23 protein-coding genes are annotated in these 26,790 nt (G+C 68.2%); 15 read left to right on the forward strand and 8 right to left on the reverse strand.

Annotated elements, in window-relative coordinates; genetic code table 11:
• Positions 1-6: 6 nt before the first annotated feature.
• Positions 7-909 (reverse strand): LysR family transcriptional regulator, encoded by a 903-nt coding sequence (locus ASG27_RS21810; RefSeq protein ID WP_056421098.1) that lies wholly within the window; start codon positions 907-909, stop codon positions 7-9.
• Between the two features lie 255 nt (positions 910-1,164).
• Between ASG27_RS21810 and amaB the strand changes: the two genes are divergently transcribed.
• From amaB to ASG27_RS21845, 7 genes are all read left to right on the forward strand, one after another.
• Positions 1,165-2,709, forward strand: coding sequence for an L-piperidine-6-carboxylate dehydrogenase (gene amaB, locus ASG27_RS21815; RefSeq protein ID WP_056420782.1), 1,545 nt, complete (start codon positions 1,165-1,167; stop codon positions 2,707-2,709).
• A 156-nt stretch (positions 2,710-2,865) separates the two neighbouring features.
• Positions 2,866-4,056, forward strand: coding sequence for an NAD(P)/FAD-dependent oxidoreductase (locus tag ASG27_RS21820; RefSeq protein WP_056420784.1), 1,191 nt, complete (start codon positions 2,866-2,868; stop codon positions 4,054-4,056).
• Positions 4,057-4,243: 187 nt separating this feature from the next.
• Positions 4,244-5,158, forward strand: coding sequence for an amino acid ABC transporter substrate-binding protein (locus tag ASG27_RS21825; protein ID WP_056420788.1), 915 nt, complete (start codon positions 4,244-4,246; stop codon positions 5,156-5,158).
• A complete protein-coding gene (locus ASG27_RS21830) occupies positions 5,155-6,396 on the forward strand; it encodes a pyridoxal phosphate-dependent aminotransferase (protein ID WP_056420792.1) in 1,242 nt (413 codons plus the stop codon). Before ASG27_RS21825 ends, ASG27_RS21830 begins: the two co-directional genes overlap by 4 nt.
• A 44-nt stretch (positions 6,397-6,440) precedes the next feature.
• A complete protein-coding gene (locus ASG27_RS21835; RefSeq protein ID WP_056420795.1) occupies positions 6,441-8,138 on the forward strand; it encodes a thiamine pyrophosphate-binding protein in 1,698 nt (565 codons plus the stop codon).
• A gap of 130 nt (positions 8,139-8,268) precedes the next feature.
• Entirely contained in the window at positions 8,269-9,354 is a 1,086-nt protein-coding gene (locus ASG27_RS21840) for a M48 family metallopeptidase (protein ID WP_056420799.1), read from the forward strand.
• A gap of 174 nt (positions 9,355-9,528) precedes the next feature.
• A complete protein-coding gene (locus tag ASG27_RS21845) occupies positions 9,529-10,725 on the forward strand; it encodes a Y-family DNA polymerase (protein ID WP_056421099.1) in 1,197 nt (398 codons plus the stop codon).
• Positions 10,726-10,879: 154 nt separating this feature from the next.
• Here the strand turns inward: ASG27_RS21845 and queF are convergent, their stop codons facing one another.
• From queF to ASG27_RS21865, 4 genes are all read right to left on the reverse strand, one after another.
• A complete protein-coding gene (gene queF / locus ASG27_RS21850) occupies positions 10,880-11,725 on the reverse strand; it encodes an NADPH-dependent 7-cyano-7-deazaguanine reductase QueF (protein ID WP_056420803.1) in 846 nt (281 codons plus the stop codon).
• A 95-nt stretch (positions 11,726-11,820) separates the two neighbouring features.
• The gene (locus ASG27_RS21855; RefSeq protein ID WP_056420806.1) at positions 11,821-12,675 is read right to left on the reverse strand and encodes a 2OG-Fe(II) oxygenase; all 855 of its coding nucleotides are present in this window, start codon (positions 12,673-12,675) and stop codon (positions 11,821-11,823) included.
• Between the two features lie 162 nt (positions 12,676-12,837).
• Entirely contained in the window at positions 12,838-13,608 is a 771-nt protein-coding gene (gene yaaA / locus ASG27_RS21860) for a peroxide stress protein YaaA (RefSeq protein ID WP_056420809.1), read from the reverse strand.
• A 268-nt stretch (positions 13,609-13,876) separates the two neighbouring features.
• Positions 13,877-17,104: an Rne/Rng family ribonuclease gene (locus tag ASG27_RS21865; protein ID WP_056420810.1), complete on the reverse strand. Its 3,228-nt coding sequence runs from the start codon at positions 17,102-17,104 to the stop codon at positions 13,877-13,879.
• 598 nt (positions 17,105-17,702) lie between these two features.
• On the opposite strand from ASG27_RS21865, the gene ASG27_RS21870 reads away from it, so the two are divergent.
• From ASG27_RS21870 to ASG27_RS21885, 4 genes are all read left to right on the forward strand, one after another.
• The gene (locus ASG27_RS21870) at positions 17,703-18,716 is read left to right on the forward strand and encodes an RluA family pseudouridine synthase (RefSeq protein WP_056420812.1); all 1,014 of its coding nucleotides are present in this window, start codon (positions 17,703-17,705) and stop codon (positions 18,714-18,716) included.
• 8 nt (positions 18,717-18,724) lie between these two features.
• Entirely contained in the window at positions 18,725-19,399 is a 675-nt protein-coding gene (locus ASG27_RS21875) for an HAD family hydrolase (protein ID WP_056420815.1), read from the forward strand.
• Between the two features lie 5 nt (positions 19,400-19,404).
• The gene (locus ASG27_RS21880; protein ID WP_056420818.1) at positions 19,405-19,776 is read left to right on the forward strand and encodes a Rieske (2Fe-2S) protein; all 372 of its coding nucleotides are present in this window, start codon (positions 19,405-19,407) and stop codon (positions 19,774-19,776) included.
• 66 nt (positions 19,777-19,842) lie between these two features.
• Complete coding sequence (locus ASG27_RS21885) at positions 19,843-20,892, forward strand: S49 family peptidase (RefSeq protein ID WP_056420821.1); 1,050 nt, start codon at positions 19,843-19,845, stop codon at positions 20,890-20,892.
• Positions 20,893-21,072: 180 nt separating this feature from the next.
• Here the strand turns inward: ASG27_RS21885 and ASG27_RS21890 are convergent, their stop codons facing one another.
• The 3 genes from ASG27_RS21890 to ASG27_RS21900 are packed head-to-tail and all read right to left on the reverse strand — an operon-like array spanning position 21,073 to position 23,676.
• A complete protein-coding gene (locus ASG27_RS21890; RefSeq protein ID WP_235504113.1) occupies positions 21,073-22,254 on the reverse strand; it encodes a toxin-antitoxin system YwqK family antitoxin in 1,182 nt (393 codons plus the stop codon).
• 25 nt (positions 22,255-22,279) lie between these two features.
• Positions 22,280-23,080, reverse strand: a complete 801-nt coding sequence (locus ASG27_RS21895) for an SAM-dependent methyltransferase (protein ID WP_056420823.1) — start codon at positions 23,078-23,080, stop codon at positions 22,280-22,282.
• Entirely contained in the window at positions 23,077-23,676 is a 600-nt protein-coding gene (locus ASG27_RS21900) for a Maf family nucleotide pyrophosphatase (RefSeq protein WP_056420825.1), read from the reverse strand. The genes ASG27_RS21895 and ASG27_RS21900 overlap by 4 nt, the downstream gene beginning before the upstream one ends.
• Before the next feature lie 25 nt (positions 23,677-23,701).
• Here ASG27_RS21900 and ASG27_RS21905 point away from each other — a divergent pair, with 25 nt between their 5' ends.
• The 4 genes from ASG27_RS21905 to ASG27_RS21920 all read left to right on the forward strand — a co-directional run bounded on the left by ASG27_RS21905 (position 23,702) and on the right by ASG27_RS21920 (position 26,761).
• Positions 23,702-24,253: a YceD family protein gene (locus tag ASG27_RS21905; protein ID WP_056420828.1), complete on the forward strand. Its 552-nt coding sequence runs from the start codon at positions 23,702-23,704 to the stop codon at positions 24,251-24,253.
• 185 nt (positions 24,254-24,438) lie between these two features.
• Entirely contained in the window at positions 24,439-24,621 is a 183-nt protein-coding gene (rpmF, locus tag ASG27_RS21910) for a 50S ribosomal protein L32 (protein WP_005794249.1), read from the forward strand.
• 107 nt (positions 24,622-24,728) lie between these two features.
• The gene (gene plsX, locus ASG27_RS21915; RefSeq protein ID WP_056420832.1) at positions 24,729-25,784 is read left to right on the forward strand and encodes a phosphate acyltransferase PlsX; all 1,056 of its coding nucleotides are present in this window, start codon (positions 24,729-24,731) and stop codon (positions 25,782-25,784) included.
• On the forward strand, positions 25,784-26,761 hold the full coding sequence (locus ASG27_RS21920; protein WP_056420835.1) for a beta-ketoacyl-ACP synthase III: 978 nt from the start codon (positions 25,784-25,786) through the stop codon (positions 26,759-26,761). The genes plsX and ASG27_RS21920 overlap by 1 nt, the downstream gene beginning before the upstream one ends.
• Positions 26,762-26,790 lie beyond the last annotated feature (29 nt).

The raw sequence follows: 26,790 nt of genomic DNA on the forward strand, positions 1-26,790 counted from the left end.
ACCCGTCTATTGCGCCCGCCCCGCGCATTCCCCCACCACCCAGTCCCTGAATGCCTTCACCAGCGGTGTCTGCGCCCGCGCCTCCGGGTAGACCAGGTAGTACGCATCGGTGCTGGTCAGCACCTGGTCCGACAGTTCCACCAGGCTGCCGGCTGCCAGCTCCTGCGCGATCAGAAACCGCGGCAGCAGCGCGGCGCCCAGGTGGGAGACGGCGGCCTGGGCGATCATGGAGAAATGCTCGGACTGCGGCCCGCGCAGCGCCAGCGCGGCCGGGGCGCCCACCAGGTCGAACCATTCGGCCCACTGCGTGGGGCGGGTGCTTTGCTGCAGCAGCACCACGCGGGTCAGATCCTGCGGGGTGCGGATGGCATGGCGGTCGCGGTAGGCGGGGCTGCAAACGGGCACGGTTTCTTCGTGCATCAGGTATTCGCACACGGCGCCGGCCCAGTGCGGGGCACCGAAGTGGATGGCCGCGTCGAATGGCGTGCCCGCAAAGTCGAAGGGCTCGGTGCGGGCCGAGAAGTTGACCATGGCCTCGGGGTGCAGCGCCATGAAGCCCGCCAGCCGCGGGATGAGCCAGCGGGTGGCCAGGGTGGGCAGCACCGCCAGGTTGAGCAGGCCGTCGGTGCTGGCAAAAGCCATGGCCTTCTGGGTGCTGGCCGACAGTTGCTGCAGCACGGCCTGCACGTCGGCGGCGTAGACGCGGCCGGCGTCGGTCAGCACCACGCGCTGGCGCACGCGGTGAAAGAGGGCGGTGCCCAGTTGCTCCTCCAGCTGCCGGATCTGGCGCGACACGGCGCTTTGTGTGAGGTGCAGTTCCTCGGCAGCGCGCGACACGCTCTGGTGGCGGGCCGCGGCTTCGAAGGCCAGCAGATCGGCGGTGGAGGGCAGGAAGGAGCGGCGCAGCATGGTCATGCGTAGGGGGAATGATGAGCGCCGGCAGGGCGTGGGCTGGCCGCGCCGCTGGCGCTGGCTGGTGGCGCGGCGGTGGCGCTGGTATTTTCAGGGACTTCATTCTCGAATGTGATCAAGTAGTTCCGTTTTTTTGCTATCCAGCACTGCGGTATTGGCGGATATTGGCGGGCATCGGCGCACCTGCGGCATCTTGCGGGCTGCGCCTGTTCATCTTTTTTGTCCTTGTCGTTCCGATCTTTGCGAGCCGCCATGTCCGCCACACCTGCTGCCACCTCCCTTGTGTCCGAAGTCGATCAACTGCTGCAACGCCTGGGCGTTTCGCGTGCGGCCTACAGCGGCGGCAGTCTGCCGGTGCGCTCGCCCATCACGGGCGAGGCGATCGGTGCGGTGCCGGAGGCCTCGCCGGCCCACGCTACGGCCGCCATTGGTCGCGCGCACGCCGCGTTCCAGCTGTGGCGCGATGTGCCTGCGCCCCGCCGCGGCGAGCTGGTGCGCCTGCTGGGCGAAGAGCTGCGCGCCGCCAAGGCGGACCTGGGCCTGCTCGTGACCATCGAGGCGGGCAAGATCCCGTCCGAAGGCCTGGGCGAAGTGCAGGAGATGATCGACATCTGCGACTTTGCGGTGGGTCTGTCGCGTCAGCTGTACGGCCTGACGATTGCCACGGAGCGCCCCGGCCATCGCATGATGGAAACCTGGCACCCGCTGGGGGTGTGCGGCGTGATCTCGGCCTTCAATTTCCCGGTGGCCGTGTGGTCCTGGAATGCGGCGCTGGCGCTGGTGTGCGGTGATTCGGTGGTGTGGAAGCCGTCTGAAAAGACCCCCCTCACGGCCCTGGCCACGCACGCCATTGCGCAGCGCGCGGTGGCCCGCTTCAACGCAGCCGGTGGCGGCGCACCCGAAGGCCTGCTGGAGCTGCTCATCGGCCAGCGCGACATCGGCGAAGAGCTGGTGGACGATGCCCGCGTGCCGGTGCTGTCGGCCACGGGCTCCACCGCCATGGGCCGCGCGGTCGGGCCGCGCCTGGCGGCGCGCTTTGCACGCGGCATTCTGGAGCTGGGCGGCAACAACGCCGCCATCGTGGCCCCCTCGGCCGACCTGGACCTGGCGCTGCGCGGCATTGCGTTCGCTGCCATGGGCACGGCGGGCCAGCGCTGCACCACGCTGCGCCGCCTGTTCGTGCACGAGAGCATCTACGACCAGCTGGTGCCCCAGCTGGCCAAGGTGTACGCCAACGTGCAGGTGGGCGACCCCCGCGCGGCCGGCACCCTGGTGGGCCCGCTGATCGACCGCCAGGCTTTCGACGGCATGCAAAAGGCCCTGGAGCAAAGCCGCGCACTGGGCGCCACGGTGCACGGCGGTGGCCGCGTGGAAGGCATTGGCGGTGCCGACGCGCACTACGTGCGCCCCGCGCTGGTGGAGCTGAAGGCGCACGAAGGCCCGGCCCTGCACGAGACCTTTGCGCCCATCCTGTACGTGGTGCGCTACAGCACGCTCGATGAAGCCATCGCGATGAACAACGCGGTGGGCGCCGGCCTGTCGTCGTCGATCTTCACGCTCAATGTGCGCGAGGCCGAGCAGTTCATGTCGGCCGCCGGCTCGGACTGCGGCATCGCCAATGTGAACATCGGGCCCAGCGGTGCCGAGATCGGTGGCGCGTTCGGCGGCGAGAAGGAAACCGGTGGCGGGCGCGAGGCCGGGTCGGACAGCTGGAAGGCCTACATGCGCCGCGCGACCAACACCATCAACTACTCCACGGCGCTGCCGCTGGCGCAAGGTGTGACGTTCGATGTGTGACCTTGCGTTCCCCCTGAGTCGCCTGCGGCGCCTTCCCCCGAAGGGGGACGCCGCCAGCGCGGCGGGGCGGCCCTTGCGCGGCGGCCGCTGGCCCACGCCGCGCCAGTCGTGAAGCCCCATCGGCAAACTCACTGTTGTAGCGTGTGAACGGTACCCATGGCCTCTGATTCCTCTCACTTCGTCATCATCGGCGGCGGCGTCATCGGCAGTGCCATCGCGTACTTCCTCACGCTGCAGCAGCCGGGCTGCGCGGTGGTGGTCGTCGAGCGGGACCCGACCTATGCGCGCGCATCGTCCGCGCTGTCGGCCAGCTCCATCCGCCAGCAATTTTCTACCGACATCAATGTTCAGATCTCGGCCTACGGCATCGGCTTTCTGCGCCATGTGAACACGCTGCTCGCCTGCAACGGCGATGCGCCGGATGTGGGCCTGCACGAGGGCGGCTATCTGTACCTGGCTACCGCGGCCGGCGAGGCCACGCTGCGCGAGAACCATGCGCTGCAAAAGCGGCACGGCGCTGATGTGGCGCTGCTCAGCCCGCAGCAGCTGTCCGGGCGCTTTCCGTGGCTGGCACTGCAGGACGTGGTGCTGGGGTCGCTCGGGCTGTCGGGCGAGGGCTGGTTCGACGGCTACCTGCTGCTGACCGCGCTGCGCAGGAAGGCGCAGAGCCAGGGCGTGCGCTACGTGGCCGGTGAAGCCGTGGGACTGCAGATGGCCCGCAGCGGCGGCGTGCAGCACGTCACCAGCGTGCAACTGAAAAGCGGCGATGCCCTCCCGTGCAGCTATGCGGTGAATGCCGGCGGCCCCTGGGCGGCGGCCATTGCAGGCTGGGCAGGCATCGACCTGCCCGTGGTGGGCAAGCGCCGCACGGTGTTCCACCTGGCCAGCCCTGCGGCGCTGCCGGGCTGTCCGCTGATCATCGACACCAGCGGCATCTGGCTGCGCCCGGAGGGCAAGGGCTTCATCTGCGGCTTTGCGCCGCAGGCTGGCGACGATGCCGACTTTGCGCCGCTGGAGCCTGAGCACCACGCTTTTGAAGACCACGTGTGGCCGACCTTGGCCGAGCGCATTCCGGGCTTCGAGGCACTGCGCATGCAGGGCGCCTGGGCGGGCTACTACGAGATGAACACCTTCGATCACAACGCCATCGTGGGCCTGCATCCAGCGTGCGACAACTTCGTGCTGGCCAACGGGTTCTCGGGCCACGGCCTGCAGCAATGCCCTGCCGTGGGGCGCGGCCTGGCCGAGCTGATGCTGACGGGGCGCTACCAGAGTCTGGACCTGTCGCCGCTGTCCATCGAGCGCATTGCGCGCAACGAGCCGCTGCTGGAAAAGAACGTGATCTGAATGCACGCCGCAACCCGCAACCCTTGGTCCTGGATATGCCCCGCGCCGGCGCCCGGCTTCGACAAGCTCAGCCCGAACGGTCGGGGTGAGACCTGAAGCCGGGCGCCTCCCCAAGCGGGACCGCAATACCTTTTTTCCTTTTCCCTTTTTCCCTTTGCCAACCACAACACCACCGGAGACAACGACCATGGCAACTTCCCGCACCCCTTTCACCGCGCTCGCCGCAGGCCTGACCCTGGCCTTCGCCACCTTGGCGCCCGCACACGCGCAGACACCCGCCACCCCCACGCTGGAGAAGATCAAGGCATCGGGCAAGGCCGTGCTGGGCGTGCGCGAGACCTCGCCACCCATGGCTTACGCGCTGGGCGCGAATGAAAGGTACGTGGGCTACCACGTGGAGCTGTGCGAACGCGTGCTGAAAGAAATCGTGCCCGACGCCAAGCTCGAATACATGGCCGTCACCGCGCAGAACACGCTGCCCCTGGTGCAGAACGGCACGCTCGACATCGGCTGCGGCCCCACCACCAACAACACCGCGCGCCAGCAGCAGGTGGCCTTTGCGGTGACGACCTATGTGAGCGAGGTGCGCATGGCGGTGCGCAAGGATTCGGACCTGAAGTCCATCAGCCAGTTGGGCAACCGCACGATCGCGGCGTCCACCGGCACCACAGCCGTGCAGCTGCTGCGCAAGCAGGAGCGCACACTGGGCGCACCCGTCAAGACGGTGTTGGGCAAGGACCACCACGAGAGCTTCATGCTGCTCGAATCCGGCCGCGCCGATGCCTTCGTGCTGGACGACAACCTGCTGGCGGGCCTGATCTCCAACTCCAAGGACCCGTCGGCCTACCGCATCGTGGGTGAGCCGCTGGGCGCCGAGCCGATCGCGCTGCTGTTCCGCAAGGACGACCCCACCTTCAAGGCTGCGGTGGACGGCGTGCTCACGCGCCTGATGCAAAGCGGCGAGATGGAAAAAATCTACACCAAGTGGTTCGTGAACCCCATTCCGCCCAAGAACATGAGCCTGAACCTGCCGCTGGGCACCACGCTGCGCCAGCTGTTCGCCACGCCCAACGACAAGCCCCTGGAGTCCTACCAGCAATGAACGCCGCCCTCCCTGCCGCAGCCCTCCCTGCCACCGCCTTCCGCGCGGCCGACCGCATCAGCGCCATCGGTGTGTCGGACATCGTGCGCATCACGCAGGCCGCCAATGAATTGAAGCGCCAGGGCCAGCCCGTGATCGTGCTGGGCCTGGGCGAGCCGGACTTCGACACGCCCGTGCACATCCAGGAGGCTGCGCAGCGCGCCATGGCGCGGGGCGACACGCACTACACCGTGCTCGACGGCACGCCGGAGCTCAAGGCTGCCATCCAGCTCAAGTTCCGCCGCGACAACGGCCTGGATTTCGCCACGAACGAGATCACCGTGGGCGCCGGTGCCAAGCAGGTCATCTACAACGCGCTGATGGCCAGCCTGAACCCCGGCGACGAGGTGATCCTGCCCGCGCCGTACTGGACCTCGTACGCCGACATGGTGCTGATCGCCGGTGGCGTGCCCGTGGTGGTGCCGTGCAGCGAAGACAACGGCTTTCGCATCACGGCGCAAGAGCTCGATGCGGCCATCACGCCGCGCACGCGCTGGGTGTTCATCAACTCGCCGTCCAACCCCAGCGGCACGGCCTACAGCGCCGAGCAACTGCGGCCCCTCCTGGAAGTGGTGCTGCGCCACCCGCAGGTGTGGGTGCTGGCGGACGACATCTACGAGCACATCCTGTACGACGGCCATGCGTTTGCCACGCCGGTGGCGGTGCTGCCTGCGCTGCGGGACCGCACGCTCACGGTGAACGGCGTGTCCAAGTCGTACGCCATGACGGGCTGGCGCATCGGCTACGGCGCGGGTCCGCGCGCGCTGATCGCGGCCATGGCGGTGGTGCAGAGCCAGGCGACGTCGTGCGCGTCGTCCATCAGCCAGGCCGCGGCGGTGGCGGCGCTCACCGGCCCGCAGGACATCGTGGCCGAGCGCTGCCGCGAGTTCCAGGCGCGGCGCGACCTGGTGGTGGCATCGCTCAACGCATCGCCGGGCTTGCGCTGCCGCGTGCCCGAGGGGGCGTTCTACACCTTTGCCAGCTGCGAAGGCGTGCTGGGCCGCACCACACCGGGCGGCGCGCTGCTGCGCACGGACGCCGATTTTTGCGACTACCTGCTGCGCGAGTTCCACGTGGCCGTGGTGCCGGGCAGCGTGCTGGGGCTGGCGCCGTATTTCCGTATCTCGTACGCTGCCAGCATGGCTGATCTGCAAGAGGCCTGCGCACGCATCCGCCGTGCGTGCGAGGCGCTGCGTTGACCCGCTGTTTTTCTTGTTTGATTTCTCGTTCCGGACCTTTTGATATGACCACGCCTTCCACCTCCAGCCCCGCCCAGAGCCGCACCGGCGGCCAGATCCTGGTCCAGCAGCTCATCACCCACGGTGTGCAGCAGCTGTTCTGCGTGCCGGGCGAGAGCTACCTGGCCGTGCTCGATGCGCTGCACGATGCGGACATCGGCGTGACGGTGTGCCGCCAGGAAGGCGGCGCGGCCATGATGGCCGAGGCGCAGGGCAAGCTCACGGGGCAGCCGGGCATCTGCTTCGTGACACGCGGGCCGGGCGCGACCAATGCGTCGGCCGGCGTGCACATCGCGCACCAGGACTCGACGCCCATGATCCTGTTCGTGGGCCAGGTGGCGCGCGGTGCCATGGGGCGCGAGGCGTTTCAGGAGCTCGACTACAGCGCGGTCTTCGGCACCATGGCCAAGTGGGTGGTGCAGATCGACGACCCGGCGCGCGTGCCCGAACTCATCTCGCGCGCCTTCCACGTGGCCACCTCGGGCCGCCCCGGCCCGGTGGTGGTGGCCCTGCCCGAAGACATGCTGACAGAGGCGGCCACCGTGGCCGACGCGCTGCCCTACCAGGTCACCGAAACCTACCCCGGCGCCGCGCAGATGGCCGAGCTGGCCGAGCGCCTGGGCAAGGCGAAGCAGCCCGTGGCCATCCTGGGCGGCAGCCGCTGGTCCGAGCAGGCGGTGCGTGAGTTCACGGCCTTTGCTGCAGATTGGTCGCTGCCCGTGTACTGCTCGTTCCGCCGGCAGATGCTGTTTGCCGCCACGCACGCCTGCTATGGCGGCGACCTGGGCCTGGGCGTGAACCCCAAGCTGCTGGCGCGCATCCGCGCATCCGACCTGGTGCTGGTGGTGGGCGGGCGCCTGTCCGAAGTGCCGTCGCAGGGCTATGAGCTGTTCGACATTCCCACGCCCGCGCAGCCCTTCGTGCATGTGCATGCCGACGCCGATGAGCTGGGCAAGCTCTACCGCCCCACGCAGGCCATCCACGCCACGCCGCAGGCCTTTGCCGCGGCCTTGAACGCGGTGCGCCCTACGGCGCCGGTGCCGTGGAAGGCCCACACCGAAGCCGCCCATGCCGACTACCTGGCCTGGAGCGACCCGACGCCCATCCGCATCCCTGGCGACCTGCAGATGGGGCAGGTGATGCAGCACCTCAAGGACGTGCTGCCCGCCGACACCATTTTCTGCAACGGCGCCGGCAACTTCGCGACCTGGATCCACCGCTTCTGGCCCTTCACCACGTTTGCGAGCCAGCTGGCGCCCACCAGCGGGTCGATGGGCTACGGGCTGCCCGCCGGTGTCGGCGGCAAGCGGCTGTGGCCGCAGCGCGAGGTGGTGATCTTTGCGGGGGACGGCGACTTCCTGATGCATGGCCAGGAGTTCGCGACCGCCGTGCAGTACGGCCTGCCGATCATCGTGGTGCTGCTGGACAACGCCATGTACGGCACCATCCGCATGCACCAGGAGCGCGAGTACCCGGGCCGCGTGAGCGCCACGGCGCTCAAGAACCCCGACTTCAAGGCCTACGCCCAGGCCTTCGGCGGCCATGGCGAGCGTGTGGAGCGCACCGAAGACTTCGCCCCCGCACTGGCCCGCGCACGCGCGAGCGGCCTGCCCAGCGTGCTGCACTGCCTGATCGACCCCGAGGCGATCACGCCCACCGGCACGCTGCAGGGCATCCGCAAGGCGGCGCTGGCCAAGCAGTAGGCGGCGGCCCCGAGCGGGTGGGCGCGCGCGGCCAGGCCGTGCCATTTGTTACACGATGGTGGGGCGCGGGGCCCGGGTGGGGCCTTGGGGCGTGGAATGATCCACATCCCCATCCATTTCACACGTTCCCATGCCCGCCCACAAACATGCCGACGCCCTGGTGTATGCCAGCAGCCAGGTGATCCTGACCGACATCTCGTACACATCGTTCACCTACCCGGGCGACCAGGAGGCGCTGGCGACGCTCAAGGGCATTCCGGGCGCGGGGCAGCTGCTGTCGTGGCTGGACGCCAATTTTTCCGAGCAGATCACGCACCTGAACAACAACGAGCAGATGGTGCGCATCAACGCCAACAACTATGGCTCGCTGTATGCGCTGGTGGAGCGCTGCTGCGCCATCCTGTCGTGCAAGGTGCCGGATGTATACATCACCACCAACCCCGAGCTCAACGCCTATACGTCGGGCCAGCGGCGCACCTGCATCGTGCTGCACAGCGGCCTGGTGGAGGCGCTCACGCCCGACGAGCTGTGCTTCGTCATCGGCCACGAGGTGGGCCACATCAAGGCCGCCCACGGGCTGTACCGGCAGCTGGGCGACATGCTGATCCGCTACTGGGACATCTTCGCGTCGGTCGTGCCGATCCCCGGCGTGGGCATGCTGCGCATTCCGCTGCTGCTGGCGTACTGGGAGTGGTACCGCCGGGCCGAATTCACCTGCGACCGCGCGGGCCTGCTGTGCCTGCAGAACCTGGGACCCGGCCTGAGCGCGCTGGCCAAGCTGTCGGGCAAGGTCACGGGCTACGAAGACGAGCGCAACATCGAAGAGACCATCGCGCAGACCGAGGCCCACAAGGAGGTCAACAAGCTGGTGCAGCTGGTGTCCATCATGGAAAACTCCAGCACCACGCACCCCTTCATCCCGGTGCGCCTGAAGGCCCTGAAGGAGTACGCGGGCGGCGAGCAGTACCGCGAGATTCTGGCGGGCAACTACCGCCGTGACGTGCCGCAGCTGGCCGCTGCACCTGCAGCACTGGCCGCGCCCGGCGACGAGGCTGCGGGCGGCGATACGGCTGCGCTGCCGCAGCCCGGCACCACCGCCAGCGCTGGTGCCGGTGCTGGTGCTGGTGCTGCGGACGCCGCTGCGCCCTTGCTGGCCGCAGGTGCGCAGGCGGTGGACAAGTGGAAGAACTCGGCCGCCGGCCTGTTCAAGCGGTAGGCTGGAATGGCGGGGGTCGCAGGATAGGCCTGCACCCCGCCTGCGGCGCAGACACCGCGCAAAATAGCGGGTGTGACCGATCCTTCGCCCGACGCCTCTGCGCCTTCATCTGCTGACGCGCCATCTGCCGCCACGGCATCGAGCGGCCGCCTGCGCCGCATCGCACACCTGGACATGGACGCGTTCTTCGCGTCGGTCGAGCTGCTGCGCTACCCGCAGCTCAAGGGGCTGCCCGTGGTCATCGGCGGCGGGCGGCGCAAGGTGGACGAGTTGCTGCTGCGCGGCCCGGACGGCTCCGAGGAGCGCGAGCGGCGCTTCATCCCGGTGGAGGATTTCCCGCTGCTCAAGGACTACGTGGGCCGCGGCGTGATCACCACGGCCACCTACCCTGCGCGCCAGTTCGGCGTGGGCTCGGCCATGGGCATGATGAAGGCGGCCCGGCTGTGCCCGCAGGCCATCGTGCTGCCGGTGGACTTTGACGAGGTGCGGCGTTTCTCGCGCCTGTTCAAGAGCACCATCACCGACATCGCGCCGGTGATGCAGGACCGGGGCGTGGACGAGGTGTACATCGACTTCACCGACGTGCCCGGCGGCCAGCGCGAAGGGGGCCGCGTACTGGCGCGGCTCATCCAGAAAAGCATCTTCGACGTGACGGGGCTCACCTGCTCGATCGGCGTGGCGCCCAACCGGCTGCTGGCCAAGATGGCGAGCGAGTTCAACAAGCCCAACGGCATCTCCATCGTCTACGAGGACGACCTGCAGACGAAGATCTGGCCCTTGAACGTGCGCAAGATCAACGGCATCGGCCCCAAGGCGGGCGAGAAGCTGGCGGGCCTGGGCATCCACACCATCGGCGAGCTGGCCGCGCAGGACCCGCAGTGGCTGATTGCGCGCTTTGGCAAGTCCAGCGGTGCCTGGATGCACCGCGTGGCCTGGGGCCGCGACGACAGCCCGGTGGTGACCGAGAGCGAGCCGGTGAGCATGAGCCGCGAGACGACGTTCGACCGCGACCTGCACGCCGTGCGCGACCGGGCGGAGCTGTCGGCCATCTTCACCGACCTGTGCGAGCGCGTGGCGGGCGACCTGCAGCGCAAGGGCTATGTGGGCAAGACCATCGGCATCAAGCTGCGCTACGACGACTTCAAGATCGCTACCCGCGACCAGACGCTGGACCGCTACACCCAGGACGCCGCCACCATCCGCCGCACGGCGGGCCTGTGCCTCAAGCGCGTGCCGCTCGACCGGAAGCTGCGCTTGCTGGGCGTGCGTGTGGGCACGCTGGAGCGGGAGGGCGATGTGCCGGACGGCACCCCGGAGCCGCGCGCGAGCCGGGTGCGCGAAGCGGACCCCCACACCCGATCGCTTTTTTAGGGGGCCGGTCCCGTTGCACTCGAACAATGCTTCGGGCTGAGCCCTTCGACAGGCTCAGGAGAGGCTTGTCGAAGCCTTGCGCGGCGCTTCGACAAGCTCAGCGTGAACGGTTTCAGGTGCTTTTATGCCGACCCATCGGGGGTCCCCAGCAGGGCTACTGCCGCGCCGTGCGCACGTTGCGCGGCAGGCCTTGCGGGTGGCTGGTGCGCAGCGGGTTGATGTCCAGCCCGCCGCGGCGCGTGTAGCGCGCATACACCGTGAGCTTGATGGGTTTGCAGCGGGTCCACACGTCCATGAAGATGCGCTCCACGCACTGCTCGTGGAACTCGTTGTGGTTGCGAAAGCTCACCAGGTACTGCAGCAGGCCTTCCTGGTCGATCTGCGGGCCGCTGTAGCTGATCTGCACGCTGCCCCAGTCGGGCTGGCCGGTCACTAGGCAGTTGCTCTTGAGCAGGTTGCTGGTCAGCACCTCGGTCACGGGCGGCTGGCCCACTTCGGCGGTCAGCAGCTCGGGGGCGGGCTGGTACTGCGTGCATTCCACGTCCAGGCGGTCCAGGCTCAGGCCGTCGAGCTCGTGCACGGGCTCCTGGTCGAAAAGCTCGGGGCCGATGAGCCGCACACCCACGGTGGCCGGGTGCTCGCTGCCGCGCCAGGCGGCTTCGCTGATGTCGGCGCGGATGCGCGCCTGCACCTCGGCCGCATCGGCAAAGCGCGTGTTGTTGAAGCTGTTCAGGTACAGCTTGAAGGACTTGCTCTCCACGATGTTGGGCGTCTCGCACGGCACGGTGATGTGCGCCAGCGCCACCTGCGGCTTGCCGCGCTGGTTGAGCCACGACAGCTCGAACGCCGTCCACAGGTCGGCTCCGAAGAAGGGGGCTGCGCCGGTGACGCCGATCTCGGCCCGTTTGCCTGCACGAGGGATGGGGAACAGCAGCGATGCGTCGTACTGGTCGATGTAGGCAGAGGATTTGCCGAGTTGGGATTGTTCTGGGGTGTTCATGCGGTGCCCGTGGACGGTGACGGGTGGTTTGCTATGTTTTTAATAGCTGCTAGCGCTCATGGGACAAGCGGTAGGGGCTGTTTTTATTCAAATTCTTACTTGAATTCGCGCTCGCGCAGCCACTTGGTGGCGATCCACTTCTCGCCGGCGATCACCGGGGCGCCGCCGTGCAGGGTGCGGGTGGAGGGGTGGGGCCGCTCGTAGCTGAAGAACACGGCGTTGCCGCGCTGCGGCCCGACCTCGACATGCACATCCGGGAAGGTGGTGCCGCCGCCTTTTTCGGGCGTGTTCAGGTACATCACCAGCGTGCCCACGCGCTGCCCGCCGCGCTTGACGATGGTGGGCGTGCCGGGCTCGGCGGGGTCGAAGTAGTCGTAGTGCGGCTTGTACTCGGCGCCAGGGCGGTAGTGCAGCACCTGCAGGCCTTCGCCGTTTTCGATGGGCCAGTTCAGCAGGCGGGCGATGCGCGTTTCGATGCGCTGCAGCAGTTCGCCTTCGCCGCGCTGAAAGAACATGCCGTCGCTGGTGCGGTCGTCGTTGATCTCTTCGCCGCCGGTCTTGGTGGCCACGGTGAGCGAGCGTGCCATGCGCGGCTCGGCCGCGGCGATCAGGGCGTCGCATTCTTCGGGCGAGAGCAGGTTGCCGAACACCACGATGCGCGGCTGGGCCATGGCCAGCAGCACGTGCACCACGCGGTCGCCGCAGTCCACCTGCGCGGGCGAGTCGCCCAGCTGCGGCTCGGGCACCGGCACGGCACTGGGCTGGCCTTGCTGCACGGCCAACTCGTTGAGGTGGTCCTGCAGCGTCACTTCCATGGCATCGGCGGCCACGTCCTCGTCCCAGCCGGCATCGCGCATCGACTGCAGCACCACCGGCGCGGCATAGCCGGCCTGGGCCTGCTCGATGATCCAGCGGCGCAGTTCAGGGGTGATCGTTTGGGCGGTCGTCATATTAGCTCTCCATACAACAGGCACAACCAGAGGCCGGCAGCCGCGCGTGGGCGCGCTGTGCCGGGCCAGGGACGCCGTCGTCCCCCTGCACGCGCGCCGTGCGGCGCAACGGTCGGCGCAAGGGGCGACGCAAACGCGGCGGAGCCGCTCAGGGCCATGCCCTCATCCTCTGCGAAAGACGAGGCGCTCCGGCGAGGAGGCCCCGGGGGCGAAAGCATAGCCGTCCAGGTCAAAACCTTCCAGTTTGTGCGGTGTCGCCACGCGGTGGGTGACGGCGTAGCGCGCCATCAGCCCGCGTGCGCGCTTGGCATGGAAGCTGATGATCTTGTAGCCGGTGTCCTTGAAGTCTTCGAACACGCAGTCGATGACGCGCGCCTTGAGCGCCTTGCGGTCCACGGCCTTGAAGTATTCCTGCGAGGCGAGGTTGATGACCACGGGCGTCTTGTCGGCGCGCAGGCGGGTGTTCAGGTGCTCGGCGATCTGGCTGCCCCAGTAGTCATACAGGTTGCTGCCAGCCTCGGTGGCCAGGCGCGTGCCCATCTCCAGCCGGTAGGGCTGCATGCGGTCCAGCGGGCGCAGCACGCCGTACAGGCCGCTCAGGATGGCCACATGGCCCTGGGCCCAGGCCAGGTCGTCGGCAGACAGCGACCGGGCCTGCAGGCCGTCGTACACGTCGCCGTTGAAGGCCAGCGCCGCCTGGCGCGAGTTGGTGGCGGTGAAGCGCGGGCGCCACGCCTGGTAGCGGGCCACGTTGAGCTCGGCCAGCTTGTCGCTCAGGTCCATGAGCGAGGCAATGCTCTGCGGTGAATGGGTGCGCAGCACGTCGATGAGGGCGCTCGACTGCGGCACGAACTGCGGCGTGGTGTGCGGCAGGCCCTCGGGCAGGGGCGTGTCGTAGTCGAGCGACTTGGCGGGCGAGAGCAGGAACAGCATGGGCAGGGCCGGAGCGGTGGTCGGTGGAAAGAGGGGGGGCAGGCTGCCTGCATCGCGGTGATGCGGCAACCCCGGGGCCGGGGAGGCGGTCGCCCTGCGGCGGGGTTGCAGCAGCGGGCGACGGACAAAATGGTAACTGCTGCAGCGGGCCTTGGGGCCGCCCACGGTGATTGGCCTGGGAGCGGCCCGCCCATGAAAAAGGCGGCCCAGAGAGCCGCCTTTTTCGGAGTCACGCCGTGAAAGCGTCAGCAGGGGGCCGAAGCCGCGCTCAGGCCGCGGGCGGCTTCTCGAACGGCAGGGTCAGGTCCGACAGGTCGCGGCGGGTTTCCACCAGCACCAGCGGGCCTTCGTCCAGCACCACCACGGGCGGGCGCTCGCGGGGCACGTGGATGGGGCGCGGCTCGGCAGCGATGGCGGCCTGCACGGCGGCGATCTTGTCGGCATCCGAGTTCACCCACTGCAGGCCCGACGATGCGGCCACCTGCTGCAGCTCGCTCACGGGCAGCGTGAAGGCTGCCACGCGGGGCATGGACTCTGCCGCGGCGGCAGCGGGAGCGGCTGCCGAGGGCGCGGCTGCACGGGGTGCTGCGGCGGCCGGGGCCGGCGCCGGTGCAGCTGCAGCAGCAGGCACCGCGGCGGGTGCCACCGGAGCGGGGGCTGCCACCGGGGCCGGCACTGCAGACGCGGTGGGCACTGCCACAGCGTCGGCGGCCACCACGGGTGCGGCGTCTGCTGGCGCGGCCGGGGCTGCGCTGAAGTAGCTGCGGCGGGGTTGGCCGTCCTGCTCGGCGGCTGGAGCCGCTGCGGCGGCATCCTGCGGCGCGGCCACGGTGGGGTCGAAGTCCAGCATGGCCGGGGCGGCGGCAGCGGCGTCGGCGTTGTCGCGCGGGCCACGGTCGCCACGTTCGCGGCGGTCACGGCCGTAGCGGTCGCGCGAGCGGCGTTCGCGGCGCTGCTCTTCGCTGGCGGGGCCTCCGTTGCCGTTGCCACTGCCATTGGCGTTACCTGCGGTTTCGTTGCCGGTCAGGTCCAGGTCGGGCAGCGAGCCCAGGGGCGAGGTGTCGACGAAGTCGCCAGCCACGGGTGCGGCAGCAGCGGCTGCTGCGCCGGCTTCCTGGCCTTCGGCGTTGCGGGGGGCGCGTTCGCCGCGTTCACCGCGGTTGCCACGCTCGCCACGTTCACGGCGCGGGCCGCGCTCGCCACGGGGTGGCTGGCCGGCTGCGGCGTCTGCTGCGGCAACCTGGCCGTTCGGGCCTTCCACCTGGGCTTGCGCTGCGGTGGCGTCACCGTTCACGCCGGCGGCCTGGTTGCGGCTCTCGGCATCGCGGCGGCTGCGGCCACCGTCGCGGCCATTGCGGCCTTCACGGGGCTCGCGGCCGCCCTCGCGGGGGTCGCGGCCTTCGCCTTCGGGGCGGCGTTCTGCGTCACGCTGTGGGCGACCCTCGGCGTCGCGGGGGCCACGGCCTTCGGCCGGGCGCTCGCCACGGGGGCGGCGGTTTTCACCGTTGCCTTCGCGGTGGCCGTCACGGCCGCCGCCTTCACGCTGCGCGTCGCGGTTGCCGCCGCCATCGCGGCCGCCACGGCCTCGGCCGCGGCCTTCGCCGTTGCGGCCGTCGCGGCGGGGTTCGCCACGGGCGGTGGTGTCAGCGGCCGGCGCGGGCGCCGGTGCTGCCACGGGTGCCGGGGCTGCGGCGGGCGGGGTGCCGAAGCCGAACAGGCTCTTGAGCCAGGCGAAGAAGCCTTGCTCCTGCGGTGCTGCGGGGGCAGGTGCTGCCGCAGGGGCTTGTGCCGGGGCGGGTGCGGGTGCGGCGCTGCCTGCGCCATGGCGCGGCGGCTGGCCGGCGCGCGGTGGGCGGGCCGCGCCTTCGGGGCGGGGCTCGGCCACGGGTGCGGGTGCATCGGGCAGCACGCCCTTGATGACGGGGGTCTGCTTGTTGGTGGGCTCTTGCGAGCGGCGCGTCACGGCGGTGGGGTCTTCCACTTCTTCGGCGAGCTTGTAGCTGGCTTCGATGTGGTCCAGGCGCGGGTCGTCGTGCTTCAGGCGCTCCAGGCGGTAGTTGGGGGTTTCCAGCGTCTTGTTGGGCACCATCAGCACGGCCACGCGCTGCTTGAGTTCGATCTTGGCGATCTCGGTGCGCTTTTCGTTCAGCAGGAACGAGGCCACTTCCACCGGCACCTGGCAGTGCACGGCGGCCGTGTTGTCCTTCATGGACTCTTCCTGGATGATCCGCAGGATCTGCAGGGCCGAGCTTTCCGTGTCGCGGATGTGGCCCGAGCCGCCGCAGCGCGGGCAGGGGATGGACGAGCCTTCGGACAGGGCGGGCTTCAGGCGCTGGCGGCTCATTTCCATGAGGCCGAACTTGCTGATGGTGCCGAACTGCACGCGGGCGCGGTCCTGGCGCAGCGCGTCGCGCAGGCGGTTTTCCACTTCGCGGCGGTTCTTCGACTCTTCCATGTCGATGAAGTCGATGACGATCAGGCCGCCCAGGTCGCGCAGGCGCATCTGGCGGGCCACTTCGTCGGCGGCTTCCAGGTTGGTGCGGGTGGCGGTTTCCTCGATGTCGCCGCCCTTGATGGCGCGGGCCGAGTTCACGTCCACGGACACCAGCGCTTCGGTGTGGTCGATCACGATGGCGCCGCCCGAGGGCAGTTGCACGGTGCGGGCGTAGGCCGACTCGATCTGGTGCTCGATCTGGAAGCGGCTGAACAGCGCGGCGTCGTCGCGGTAGCGCTTCACGCGGGCGGCATGCTCGGGCATGACGTGCGCCATGAACTGGTGCGCCTGCTCGTAGATGTCGTCGGTATCGATGAGGATGTCACCGATGTCGTTGTTGAAGTAGTCGCGGATCGCGCGGATGACGAGGCTCGATTCCTGGTAGATCAGGAAGGCGCCCTTGCCGCCCTTGGCAGCGCCGTCGATGGCGGTCCACAGCTTGAGCAGGTAGTTCAGGTCCCACTGCAGCTCGGGCGCGGTGCGGCCGATGCCTGCGGTGCGCGCGATGATGGACATGCCGTTCGGGTATTCGAGCTGGTCCATCGCCTCCTTGAGCTCGGCGCGGTCCTCGCCCTCGATGCGGCGCGATACGCCACCGCCGCGGGGGTTGTTGGGCATCAGCACGACGTAGCGGCCGGCCAGCGAGACGAAGGTGGTGAGCGCCGCGCCCTTGTTGCCGCGCTCTTCCTTTTCGACCTGGACCAGCAGCTCCTGGCCCTCACGGATCACTTCATTGATGCGTGCCTGGCTGGGCGAGACGCCGGGGGCGAAGTAGCTGCGCGAGATTTCCTTGAACGGCAGGAAGCCGTGGCGGTCTTCGCCGTAGTCGACGAAGCAGGCTTCCAGCGAGGGCTCGACGCGGGTGACGACGGCCTTGTAGATGTTGCCCTTGCGCTGTTCGCGCCCTTCGATCTCGATTTCGTAGTCGAGGAGCTTTTGTCCGTCGACGATGGCCAGGCGCCGTTCTTCGGGCTGCGTGGCGTTGATGAGCATCCGCTTCATGATGCGATTCCTTCCGTGTTTCGCGGACGGCAGCGGTGCAGCTCACCTTCCGACAGGGAGGGCTGCGCGGGCTGCCGCCCACAGTTTCCAAACCAATACAACAAGCTCTACAGGAGCTGTGAATGCCTGGACTGACGCATCGAAACGAAGGGAATTGCCGGGGATGCCAATGATCTGCAGCGCTCTAGCGCAGCATCGTGAGGCAGGGGCGCGTGGATGGGGGCGAGTGGTAGGAGCGCAGTTTTGCTAGCAAAAGAGTAGCTGGTTGCGCTTGCTGGCTGGGCGCTGAGGGCGATTTTGAGCGTGCAGCCAAAGGCCGCAGCCTCCGCCACAAGGTCACCATCCATGCCATCAACAACCACATGCTCGCTTCGATCCGCTGGCAGGTGGCGCCCGGGTGGGGTGCATCTGCCAGCTTCTGGGATTCCGTATCAGTGTTTCAATCTGTCAGCCCGCCGCGCGCTGTGCAGGCCACCACAGGCATCTGGCCTGCAATCTGCGTGCACGACACCCGTTGGCATCGACGTGCCTGAACGTGGGGCAAGGGCTGTGTGGACTAAACTCCAGACAAATCAACCACTTACATGACAACGCGCAGGTGAAACACATTATAGGGGCCAAACCGCCCGCAGCGGCTGCGGGGCTTCCCGCAGTCCGCATGGTGGAGGTCGACGAAGACTCCGCGGGCCAGCGGCTCGATAACTTTTTGATACGCCATTTGAAGGGCGTGCCCAAGACGCACGTCTATCGGATCATCCGCAGCGGCGAGGTGCGCATCAACAAGGGCCGTGCGAGCGCCGACACCCGGGTGGAGGCGGGCGACGTGGTGCGCCTGCCGCCGGTGCGCATCTCCGACAAGGTGGCCGACAAGGCCGAGCGCCCCGCGCCCGCGCGCGAATTCCCGATCCTGCTCGAAGACGAGCATGTCATCGCCATCGACAAACCCGCCGGCGTGGCGGTACATGGCGGCAGCGGCGTGAGCTTCGGGGTGATCGAGCAATTGCGCCAGGCACGCCCGCAGGCGAAGTTCCTGGAGCTGGTGCACCGGCTGGACCGCGACACCTCGGGCATCCTGCTGGTGGCCAAGAAGCGCTCGGCGCTCACCCACCTGCAGGACCAGTTCCGGGAGCGAGAGACCGGCAAGACCTACCTGGCGCTCGTCACCGGCGTCTGGCCGGCCAACAAGAAGGTCATCGACCTGCCGCTGCACAAATACCTGCAGGCCGACGGCGAGAGGCGCGTGCGCGTGACCACGGCCGACGACCCGGACGGCATGCGCTCCATCACGCTGGTCAGGGTGCGCAGCACGATCCCTGCGCGCCCGGCCCAGGGCCTGCCGGTGATGTCCCTGCTGGAGGTGACCATCAAGACTGGCCGCACCCACCAGATCCGGGTGCACCTGGCCAGCCAGGGGCACGCCATCGTGGGGGACGACAAGTACGGGGACTTCGACCTCAACAAACGCCTGCTGAAGTTGGGCATGAAGCGCATGTTCCTGCATGCGTGGCGGTTACAGTTCAATCACCCCGCCTCGGGCGAGCGCGTGGCGCTGAACGCCGACCTGCCGCCCGAACTGGCCGACTTCGTGACCCCAGCGCCCGACCAGGCGTGACACCACCCATGCCCGCCTCCAGCTTCCGCCCCCGCCGCTTCGACCTCATCGCCTTCGACTGGGACGGCACCCTGTTCGACTCCACCGCCATCATCGTGCGCTGCATTCAAGAGGCGGTGCGCGATGTGGGGGGCACCGTGCCCTCGGACAAGCAGGCCGCCTACGTGATCGGCATGGGGCTGATGCAGGCCCTGGCCCACGCTGCGCCCGATGTGCCGCCCGAGCGCTACACCGACCTGGCCAACCGCTACCGGTTTCACTACGTGCAGCACCAGGACGACCTGAGCCTGTTCGAGGGCGTGCTGCCCCTGCTGAACGACCTGCGCGAGCGCGGCCACCTGCTGGCCGTGGCCACGGGCAAGAGCCGCCGCGGGTTGGACGAAGTGCTGCACACCGTGCAGCTGCGCGGCATGTTCGACGGGTCGCGCACCGCCGACCAGACCGCGGGCAAGCCGCACCCGCTGATGCTGCAGGAGCTGATGGCCGAGTTCGACGTGCCGCCCGCGCGCCTGCTCATGATCGGCGACACCACCCACGACCTGCAGATGGCGGTGAACGCCGGCTGCGCGAGCGTGGGCGTGAGCTACGGCGCGCACGAACCCGAGGTGTTCGGTGCGCTCGAGCCCCTGCACGTGGCGCACTCGGTGCGCGAGCTGCACGACTGGCTGCTGCACAACGCCTGACCGCCATGGCCACCGACAGCATGATCCCCTTGTGCGGCAGCGGCGACCTGGTCGACGGTGGCCTGGCGGTGCCTTTCGACGTGGTGTACGCGGGCCAGACCTGCCGGGCGTTTGCCATCCGCTACCGCGGTGTGCCCCATGCCTACCTCAACCGCTGCACGCACGTGCCCATGGAGATGGACTACCAGCCAGGCCGCTTTTTTGACGACACCGGCCAGTGGCTGCTGTGCGCCACGCACGGGGCCGCCTACCTGCCCAGCACGGGCGAATGCGCAGGCGGGCCGTGCCGGGGCGGGCTGGTCAAAATCCCTCTGACGGAAAGCGATGGTGCAGTGCACTGGCATACTGGCCACCATCTGCAGCCCATCGCGTTCTGAAAAACCTCCCCCAGGTCCGATGCAGCGGCAGTCAGCGCCGGCTGCACCGTGCCAGGACCCCATGACATGACGACCGATTCCCAACAGCCCGGTTCTTCGGGCTTTGACCCCAAGAGCAACCCCGCGCCCGATCTGTGGGCGCAATCAGCTACAAACTCAGGAGCATCTGTGAGCGACTCATCGCGTGAACCCGGCTGGGAGCGCGCCACGCTGGAAAAGCTGGCCTTCGCCACCCTCAACGAGCAGCGCAGTGCGCGCCGCTGGAAGATCTTCTTTCGCCTGACCTGGCTGGTGCTGGTGGCCGCCATTGCCTTCATGGCACTGCGCCAGGCATCGCCCAGCGCCACCAAGACCTCTCCCCACACCGCGGTGGTGGACATCAAGGGCGAAATCGCCGCCGGGGCCGAGGCCAGTGCCGAGTTCGTCGTGGCCGCCATGCGCAGCGCGCTGGAAGACGAGGGCTCGCAGGCACTGGTGCTGCTCATCAACTCGCCCGGCGGCAGCCCCGTGCAAGCCGGCATCATCAACGACGAGATCGTTCGCCTGAAGGCCAAGCACGGCAAGCCGATCTATGCGGTGGTGGAAGAAACCTGCGCCTCGGCCGCGTACTACATCGCGGCGGCCGCGGACGACATCTACGTGGACAAGGCCAGCATCGTGGGCAGCATCGGTGTGCTGATGGACGGATTCGGCTTCACCGGCACCATGGAAAAGCTGGGCGTGGAGCGCCGCCTGCTGACGGCCGGCGAGAACAAGGGTTTTCTGGACCCGTTCAGCCCGCAGACCGAAAAGCAGCGTGCCTATGCGCAGACCATGCTCGACCAGATCCACCAGCAGTTCATCGGCGTGGTGAAGGCAGGCCGTGGCGACCGCCTCAAGACCACGCCCGATACCTTCAGCGGCCTGTTCTGGACCGGCCAGCAGGCCGTGGAAATGGGTCTGGCCGACAAGCTGGGTAACCTGGATTACGTGGCCCGCGAAGTGGTCAAGGCCGAGGAAATCATCGACTACACCCGCCGCGACAACGTGGCGGAGCGCCTGGTCAAGCGCTTTGGCGCGGCCATCGGTGTGGGTGCGGTCAAGTCGCTGGCCTGGGCCGGCCCCCAGCTGCGCTGAGCAAGCCGGGCGCCGTGGCGCCATGGCGCCACTTCGCCGGTGTGTGCTTCGGCCATGGGGTGCGCACCGGACACGCACCGGACATGCACCGGACATGCACCGGACCATCATCCAAGCCTTCCTGCCCCGTGCAACGTCACCGTTGCGCGGGGTTGTTTTTTGGGGGGTGTGCAGTGGGGGTCAGCTGTCGGTGCCGGCCGGTTTGCGCTGGCGGGAGCCGTCTTCCAGGATGATGTCGTCCGCGACCAGCTTGCCGGTGTCGTCCCACTGCTTGCGCGCCGTGAGGCGCGTGCGGCCCCGTGCGTCGGGGGTGGTGGCGTACTGCTCCTCCATCGCCAGGCGGCCGTTATCGTGGAAGGCCTGCTGCGTGCCCACCGGCCACTGGTCCGCGTTGAGCTGGTCGCGGCGTGCCAGCTTGCCGTCGTCGCGGTACATCTCGCGCAGCAGGCGGGCCTGCGGGCCGGTGCCGCTCCAGGTGCTGCGCTCGCGAACGGACCCGTTCAGGTACCAGCGCTCCACCTGCACCTCGCGACCGCCTTCAAAGTTGCGCTGCTCGATCGGCTGGCCCGAAGACCCATAGCGCCGGGTCATCAGCAACTGGCCGCGCGTGTCCCGCAAGCTGCGCTCGTCCGGCGTGAAGACCCGCTCTTCGCGCAGCACGCTCTTGCCGCCCTCGGTGTAGAAGCTCCGGTGCACCCGCCGACCATCCACCACCGATTGCTGGGCGGCGACGACGCCGTCGCTCGACCATTCGGTGGCGCTGAGCACGCGGCCCTGGTCGTAGCGCAATTGCGCAGACCGCGCGCCGCTCTCGGCAAAGAGCTCGGTGTCGGTGGCGCCGTCGAAGCCGCAAAGCTTGCGGTCGTCGGGCAGCACGCTGGCGCGCGGGCACAGCAGGCGCATGGGCTGGCTCTTGCTGTTGTATTCCAGGTGAAAGACTTCCTCGCCGTCGCTGTGGAACGACACGCGTTCCAGGCGCCCGGAGGCGTCGTAGCGGCGCACGGCGCCTTGCGTGCGGCCGTTGTCGACGGTCTCTTCGCGGCGCACCTTACCGTTCGGCCAGAACTCCACCACCCGTCCCTGGCTGTTGCCGCGCTCGTTCACGGTGCGCTCGCGCAGCAGGCGGCCCTCGCGGTCGAACATGCGTTCCTGCCCGATGAACCTGCCATTGCGCAGTTCTTGCTCGCGCTGCAGGTGGCCGGTGTCCTCTTCGCGGCAGCGCACCTGGCCCGACTTGCCGGCCAGTTCCGCGCCGTTGGAGACATTGAGGGGCTGGCCGTCCAGTTCGCAGCGAATGATCGCGCTGACGCTGGATGTATAAGCGCTTGCAGCTATCAAAAGTATAGTGGCAGTGTGCTTCATGGGGGTGGCTCCAGGTCGCCCGGCTTTACCGGCCCAGCGCGAACACGACCGGCGTGCGGTTGTCGGGCGCCGCGGGCTGCTGGCGCCACTGGCGCACCAGCTGGCTCTGGATGCGGGCCTCTGGCAAGGTCAGGCCGCTGGCCAGCGCCAGGCGGGTGTGGGGTTGCAGGGTCTGCACCAGGGCCTGCCACAGCGCCGCGTTGCGGTAGGGCGTCTCGATGAACAGCTGGGTCTGGCCGGTTTTCAGGGCCAGGCCCTCCAGCTCCTTGATGCGCAGGGTGCGCTCCTGCGCATCCTGCGGCAGGTAGCCCACGAAGGCAAAGTTCTGCCCGTTGAGCCCGCTGGCCGCCAGTGCCAGCAGCAGCGACACCGGCCCGACCAGCGGCACCACGCGGATGGACAGGTCGTGCGCCGCGCGCACCACGGACGAGCCGGGGTCGGCCACGGCAGGCATCCCGGCCTCGCTGACCAGGCCGATGTCGTGCCCCGCCAGCGCGGCGGCCAGCAGGGGGCGCGCGTCGAACGGCGCCGAGCCTTTGTCGCCGTGGTCGCCCTTCTTGTGCACCTCGCGCGGCAGTTCGGTGATCTGCTGCTGCTGCAGGGGCGCGGCCAGCGGGTGCAGTGCGTCGATGCGCTTGAGGTAGGCGCGGGTGCTCTTGGCGTTTTCGCACACCCAGTGCGTCAGGCGCGCGGCGGTCTGCAGGGTGCTGTCGGGCAGGGCGTCCTGCAGCGGGGCGGTGGTGTCGCAGCCGAAGTCGAGCGGGGCGGGTACGAGGTAGAGCGTGCCCGTGGCCGATGGCGCCGGTGTGGTGGCGGAGTTGGTCATGGCAACACCAGGCCCGCGGCGCGCAGCATGCGGCAGGTGCGGATCAGCGGCAGGCCGATGAGGGCCGTGGGGTCGTCGCTGTGGATGGCGTCGAGCAGCGCAATGCCCAGGCCTTCGCTCTTGGCGCTGCCGGCGCAGTCATAGGGTTGCTCGGCGCGCAGGTAGCGCTCGATCTCCGCATCGGAGAGGTCGCGGAATGTCACTTCCACGGGCGCCAGGTCGACCTGCTTGAACCCCGTGGCCGCGCACACCACCGCCACGGTGGTCTGGAAAATCACCGTCTGCCCGCGCATCTGGCGCAGTTGCTGCACGGCGCGCTCGTGCTCGCCGGGCTTGCCCAGCGGCGTGCCGGCCAGGTCGGCCACCTGGTCGGAGCCGATGACCACGGCCTGTGGGTACTGCTGCGCCACGGCGCGGGCCTTGGCCAGGGCCAGCCGCAGCGCCAGGGTGCGGGGGGCTTCGCCGGGCTCGGGGGTTTCGTCCACATGGGGGGCCGCCACGTCGAACGGCAGGCGCAGCCGTTCCAGCAATTCACGCCGGTAGCGCGAGGTCGAGCCCAATACCAGAGGGCGTTGCAGGGGAGGGGATTGAAGCATGCGCCGATTCTCTTACACTGCCGCCATGACCAAGGAATTCTCCCCCCAGCGCCTCGACGTGAAAGCCTTTGCGCAGGCGGGCGGGCGGCTGTCGGGCCACGAGTCGCTGCTGAAGTACGAACGCCTGGCCCAGGAGGCCAAAGGCCTGCACCCGGACCTGATGGTGGACTGGGAGGCCCTGGGCGAGGTGCGCACTGCGCTGGGCGGCATGGGGCAGGTGTGGCTGCGCATCAAGGTCACCGCCAGCTTCCCCATGGAATGCCAGCGCTGCCTGACCCCGGTGGACGTGCCCCTGGAGGTCGACCGCGAGTTCCGCTTCGTCGCCGACGAGGCCACGGCCGAAGCGCTGGACGACGAGAGCGAGGAAGACCTGCTCGCCATGACCCGCGAGTTCGACCTGCGCGAGTTGATCGAAGACGAACTCCTGATGGCGCTGCCCGTGGTGCCCAAGCACGACGAATGCCCGACCTCGGTGCCCATGGCATCGACCGACGACGACTTCGAGGAAGCCAGTGCCGACAAGCCCAATCCCTTCGCGGCCTTGGCGGGTTTGCGCAAGGACACCAAGGGGCAGTGAGCCGCGCGAAGGGGCTTGCCGACCAGGCTGTCGCCCTGTGCCGACACGTGGAGGATGAGTCGCCCGAAAGGGTATAGACAGCCCACAAAATCATTTGGGTTATAATCGAGGGCTTCACGCGAATCCCCTCGTGTCTTAATGGGCTGATCGCGTATTTACCAACCTATTCAAGACCAGGAGCCATCATGGCCGTTCAGCAAAACAAAAAGTCCCCTTCCAAGCGCGGTATGCACCGTTCGCACAATGCCCTGAATGTGCCGGGCATCGCAGTGGAACCCACCACCGGTGAAACCCACCTGCGTCACCACATCAGCCCCAACGGTTTCTACCGTGGCCGCCAAGTGCTGAAGAACAAGTCCGAAGCCTGACCTTCGCACCATCCACAGGCCCGTTGCTACTGAAAGCGTAGCGCGGGCCTTTGTTTTGGTTATTGCATTTCATCGCTGGCCCCTGCGGCCAGTCAGACTAGTCGCCCATGATCACACTGGCTGTTGACTGCATGGGGGGCGACCATGGCCCCCGCGTCACGCTCGCGGCGTGCCGTCAGTTTCTCGACAATCATCCGGATGCCCGCTTGCTGCTCGTCGGCCTGGCGGACAGCCTGCAGTCGTTTTCGCACGAACGGGCCACGGTCGTCGTCGCCACCGAAGTGGTGGCGATGGATGACCCTGTGGAGGTGGCGTTGCGACGCAAGAAGGATTCGTCCATGCGTGTGGCCATCCAGCAGGTCAAGGATGGCGCTGCGGCCGCTGCCGTTTCGGCCGGCAACACCGGCGCATTGATGGCGATCGCACGCTATCTCCTGAAGACCCTCGACGGCATCGACCGCCCGGCGATAGCGACGCAGTTGCCCAATGCGGTCGGTGGTGCCACCACGGTGCTGGACCTGGGGGCCAATGTGGACTGCTCGGCCGAGCACCTGCTGCAGTTCGCCGTCATGGGGTCTGCGCTGGTGTCGGCCTTGCAGGACGGCGGCGAGCCGACGGTCGGATTGCTGAACATCGGCGAAGAAGTCATCAAGGGCAGCGAAGTCATCAAAAAAGCCGGTGAATTGCTGCGATCTGCTGCCAACTCCGGCGATCTGAACTTCTTTGGCAATGTGGAAGGCAACGACATCTTCAAGGGCACGGTCGATATCGTGGTCTGTGACGGTTTCGTGGGCAACGTGGCGCTCAAGGCGAGCGAGGGCGTGGCCTCGATGATCATCGGGGCGCTGAAGGCCGAGTTCTCGCACAACATCTTGACGAAAATCGCGGCCATCGTCGCCTATCCGGTGCTAAAAGCGCTGATGAAGCGCATGGATTACCGCCGGTACAACGGCGCGGCGCTTTTGGGGCTGCGCGGACTGGTGTTCAAGAGCCACGGATCGGCTGACACAATGGCTTTCGAGCAGGCTTTGAACCGGGCGTATGATGCAGCCCGCAACAACCTGCTCGACCGTGTCCGGACCCGGATTGCGCATGCGGCACCGCTTCTGGCGCCCGCAGATGCCCAGCCCCAACCTGGCGTAGCGGCGACGACGACACATTGATGAGACGCTACTCCCGCATTACCGGCACCGGCAGCTACCTGCCTCCCCGCCGGCTGACCAACGCCGACCTAGTGGCTGAACTGGGCCAGCGCGGTATCGAAACCTCGGATGAATGGATCGTCGAGCGCACCGGCATCCGGGCGCGCCATTTCGCTGCGCCGGACGTGGCCTGCAGCGACCTCGGTCTGGAGGCCGCGCGCCATGCACTGCAGGCGGCGGACCTGCAGCCCACGGATATCGACCTCATCATCGTGGCCACGTCCACCCCGGACATGGTGTTCCCCTCCACCGCCTGCATATTGCAGAACAAGCTGGGTGCCAATGGCTGCCCTGCCTTCGATGTCCAGGCGGTGTGCAGCGGTTTCGTCTATGCGCTCACCGTGGCCGACGCCATGATCCAGTCGGGTGCAGCCAGCCGCGCGCTCGTGGTGGGCTCGGAGGTGTTCAGCCGCATCCTTGATTTCAACGACCGCACCACTTGCGTGCTGTTCGGCGACGGCGCCGGTGCCGTGGTGCTGGAGGCGTCGGACACGCCGGGTATCTTGTCGAGCGACCTGCATGCCGACGGCAAGCACGTCGGCATCCTGTGCGTGCCGGGCAATGTGTCTGGCGGTCAGGTGCTGGGCGACCCGGTGCTCAAGATGGATGGCCAGGCCGTGTTCAAGCTGGCGGTGGGTGTGCTGGAGAAGGCGGCCCATGCGGTGCTGGCCAAGGCGGGCCTCGCCGAAGCCGATATCGATTGGCTGATTCCTCACCAGGCCAACATCCGCATCATGCAAAGCACGGCCAGGAAGCTCAAGCTGCCCATGGACAAGGTGGTGGTCACTGTGGACCAGCACGGCAATACGTCGGCGGCGTCCATTCCGCTGGCACTGGACCACGGTGTGCGCACCGGCCAGGTCCAGAAGGGGCAAACCCTGCTGCTCGAAGGCGTGGGCGGTGGCTTCACCTGGGGTGCCGTGCTCCTGAAGTTATAGCTTTCAGCGCTTGCCGGGCAAGCGTGAGG

Source organism: Acidovorax sp. Leaf191, from assembly GCF_001424425.1.
In the GTDB taxonomy this organism is placed as follows: Bacteria; Pseudomonadota; Gammaproteobacteria; order Burkholderiales; family Burkholderiaceae_C; genus Acidovorax.

Bases quoted from the DNA above. Each gene is read 5' to 3' on its own strand.
- ASG27_RS21825 (WP_056420788.1), top strand. From the start codon at position 4,244: ATGGCAACTTCCCGCACCCCTTTCACCGCGCTCGCCGCAGGCCTGACC.
- ASG27_RS21875 (WP_056420815.1), top strand. From the start codon at position 18,725: ATGCCCGCCTCCAGCTTCCGCCCCCGCCGCTTCGACCTCATCGCCTTC.
- rpmF (WP_005794249.1), top strand. From the start codon at position 24,439: ATGGCCGTTCAGCAAAACAAAAAGTCCCCTTCCAAGCGCGGTATGCAC.
- ASG27_RS21840 (WP_056420799.1), top strand. From the start codon at position 8,269: ATGCCCGCCCACAAACATGCCGACGCCCTGGTGTATGCCAGCAGCCAG.
- ASG27_RS21880 (WP_056420818.1), top strand. From the start codon at position 19,405: ATGGCCACCGACAGCATGATCCCCTTGTGCGGCAGCGGCGACCTGGTC.
- queF (WP_056420803.1), bottom strand. From the start codon at position 11,725: ATGAACACCCCAGAACAATCCCAACTCGGCAAATCCTCTGCCTACATC.
- plsX (WP_056420832.1), top strand. From the start codon at position 24,729: ATGATCACACTGGCTGTTGACTGCATGGGGGGCGACCATGGCCCCCGC.
- ASG27_RS21920 (WP_056420835.1), top strand. From the start codon at position 25,784: ATGAGACGCTACTCCCGCATTACCGGCACCGGCAGCTACCTGCCTCCC.
- ASG27_RS21905 (WP_056420828.1), top strand. From the start codon at position 23,702: ATGACCAAGGAATTCTCCCCCCAGCGCCTCGACGTGAAAGCCTTTGCG.
- ASG27_RS21855 (WP_056420806.1), bottom strand. From the start codon at position 12,675: ATGACGACCGCCCAAACGATCACCCCTGAACTGCGCCGCTGGATCATC.
- ASG27_RS21810 (WP_056421098.1), bottom strand. From the start codon at position 909: ATGCTGCGCCGCTCCTTCCTGCCCTCCACCGCCGATCTGCTGGCCTTC.
- ASG27_RS21900 (WP_056420825.1), bottom strand. From the start codon at position 23,676: ATGCTTCAATCCCCTCCCCTGCAACGCCCTCTGGTATTGGGCTCGACC.
- ASG27_RS21835 (WP_056420795.1), top strand. From the start codon at position 6,441: ATGACCACGCCTTCCACCTCCAGCCCCGCCCAGAGCCGCACCGGCGGC.
- ASG27_RS21895 (WP_056420823.1), bottom strand. From the start codon at position 23,080: ATGACCAACTCCGCCACCACACCGGCGCCATCGGCCACGGGCACGCTC.
- ASG27_RS21845 (WP_056421099.1), top strand. From the start codon at position 9,529: ATGGACGCGTTCTTCGCGTCGGTCGAGCTGCTGCGCTACCCGCAGCTC.
- ASG27_RS21885 (WP_056420821.1), top strand. From the start codon at position 19,843: ATGACGACCGATTCCCAACAGCCCGGTTCTTCGGGCTTTGACCCCAAG.
- yaaA (WP_056420809.1), bottom strand. From the start codon at position 13,608: ATGCTGTTCCTGCTCTCGCCCGCCAAGTCGCTCGACTACGACACGCCC.
- ASG27_RS21890 (WP_235504113.1), bottom strand. From the start codon at position 22,254: ATGAAGCACACTGCCACTATACTTTTGATAGCTGCAAGCGCTTATACA.
- ASG27_RS21820 (WP_056420784.1), top strand. From the start codon at position 2,866: ATGGCCTCTGATTCCTCTCACTTCGTCATCATCGGCGGCGGCGTCATC.
- amaB (WP_056420782.1), top strand. From the start codon at position 1,165: ATGTCCGCCACACCTGCTGCCACCTCCCTTGTGTCCGAAGTCGATCAA.
- ASG27_RS21865 (WP_056420810.1), bottom strand. From the start codon at position 17,104: ATGAAGCGGATGCTCATCAACGCCACGCAGCCCGAAGAACGGCGCCTG.
- ASG27_RS21830 (WP_056420792.1), top strand. From the start codon at position 5,155: ATGAACGCCGCCCTCCCTGCCGCAGCCCTCCCTGCCACCGCCTTCCGC.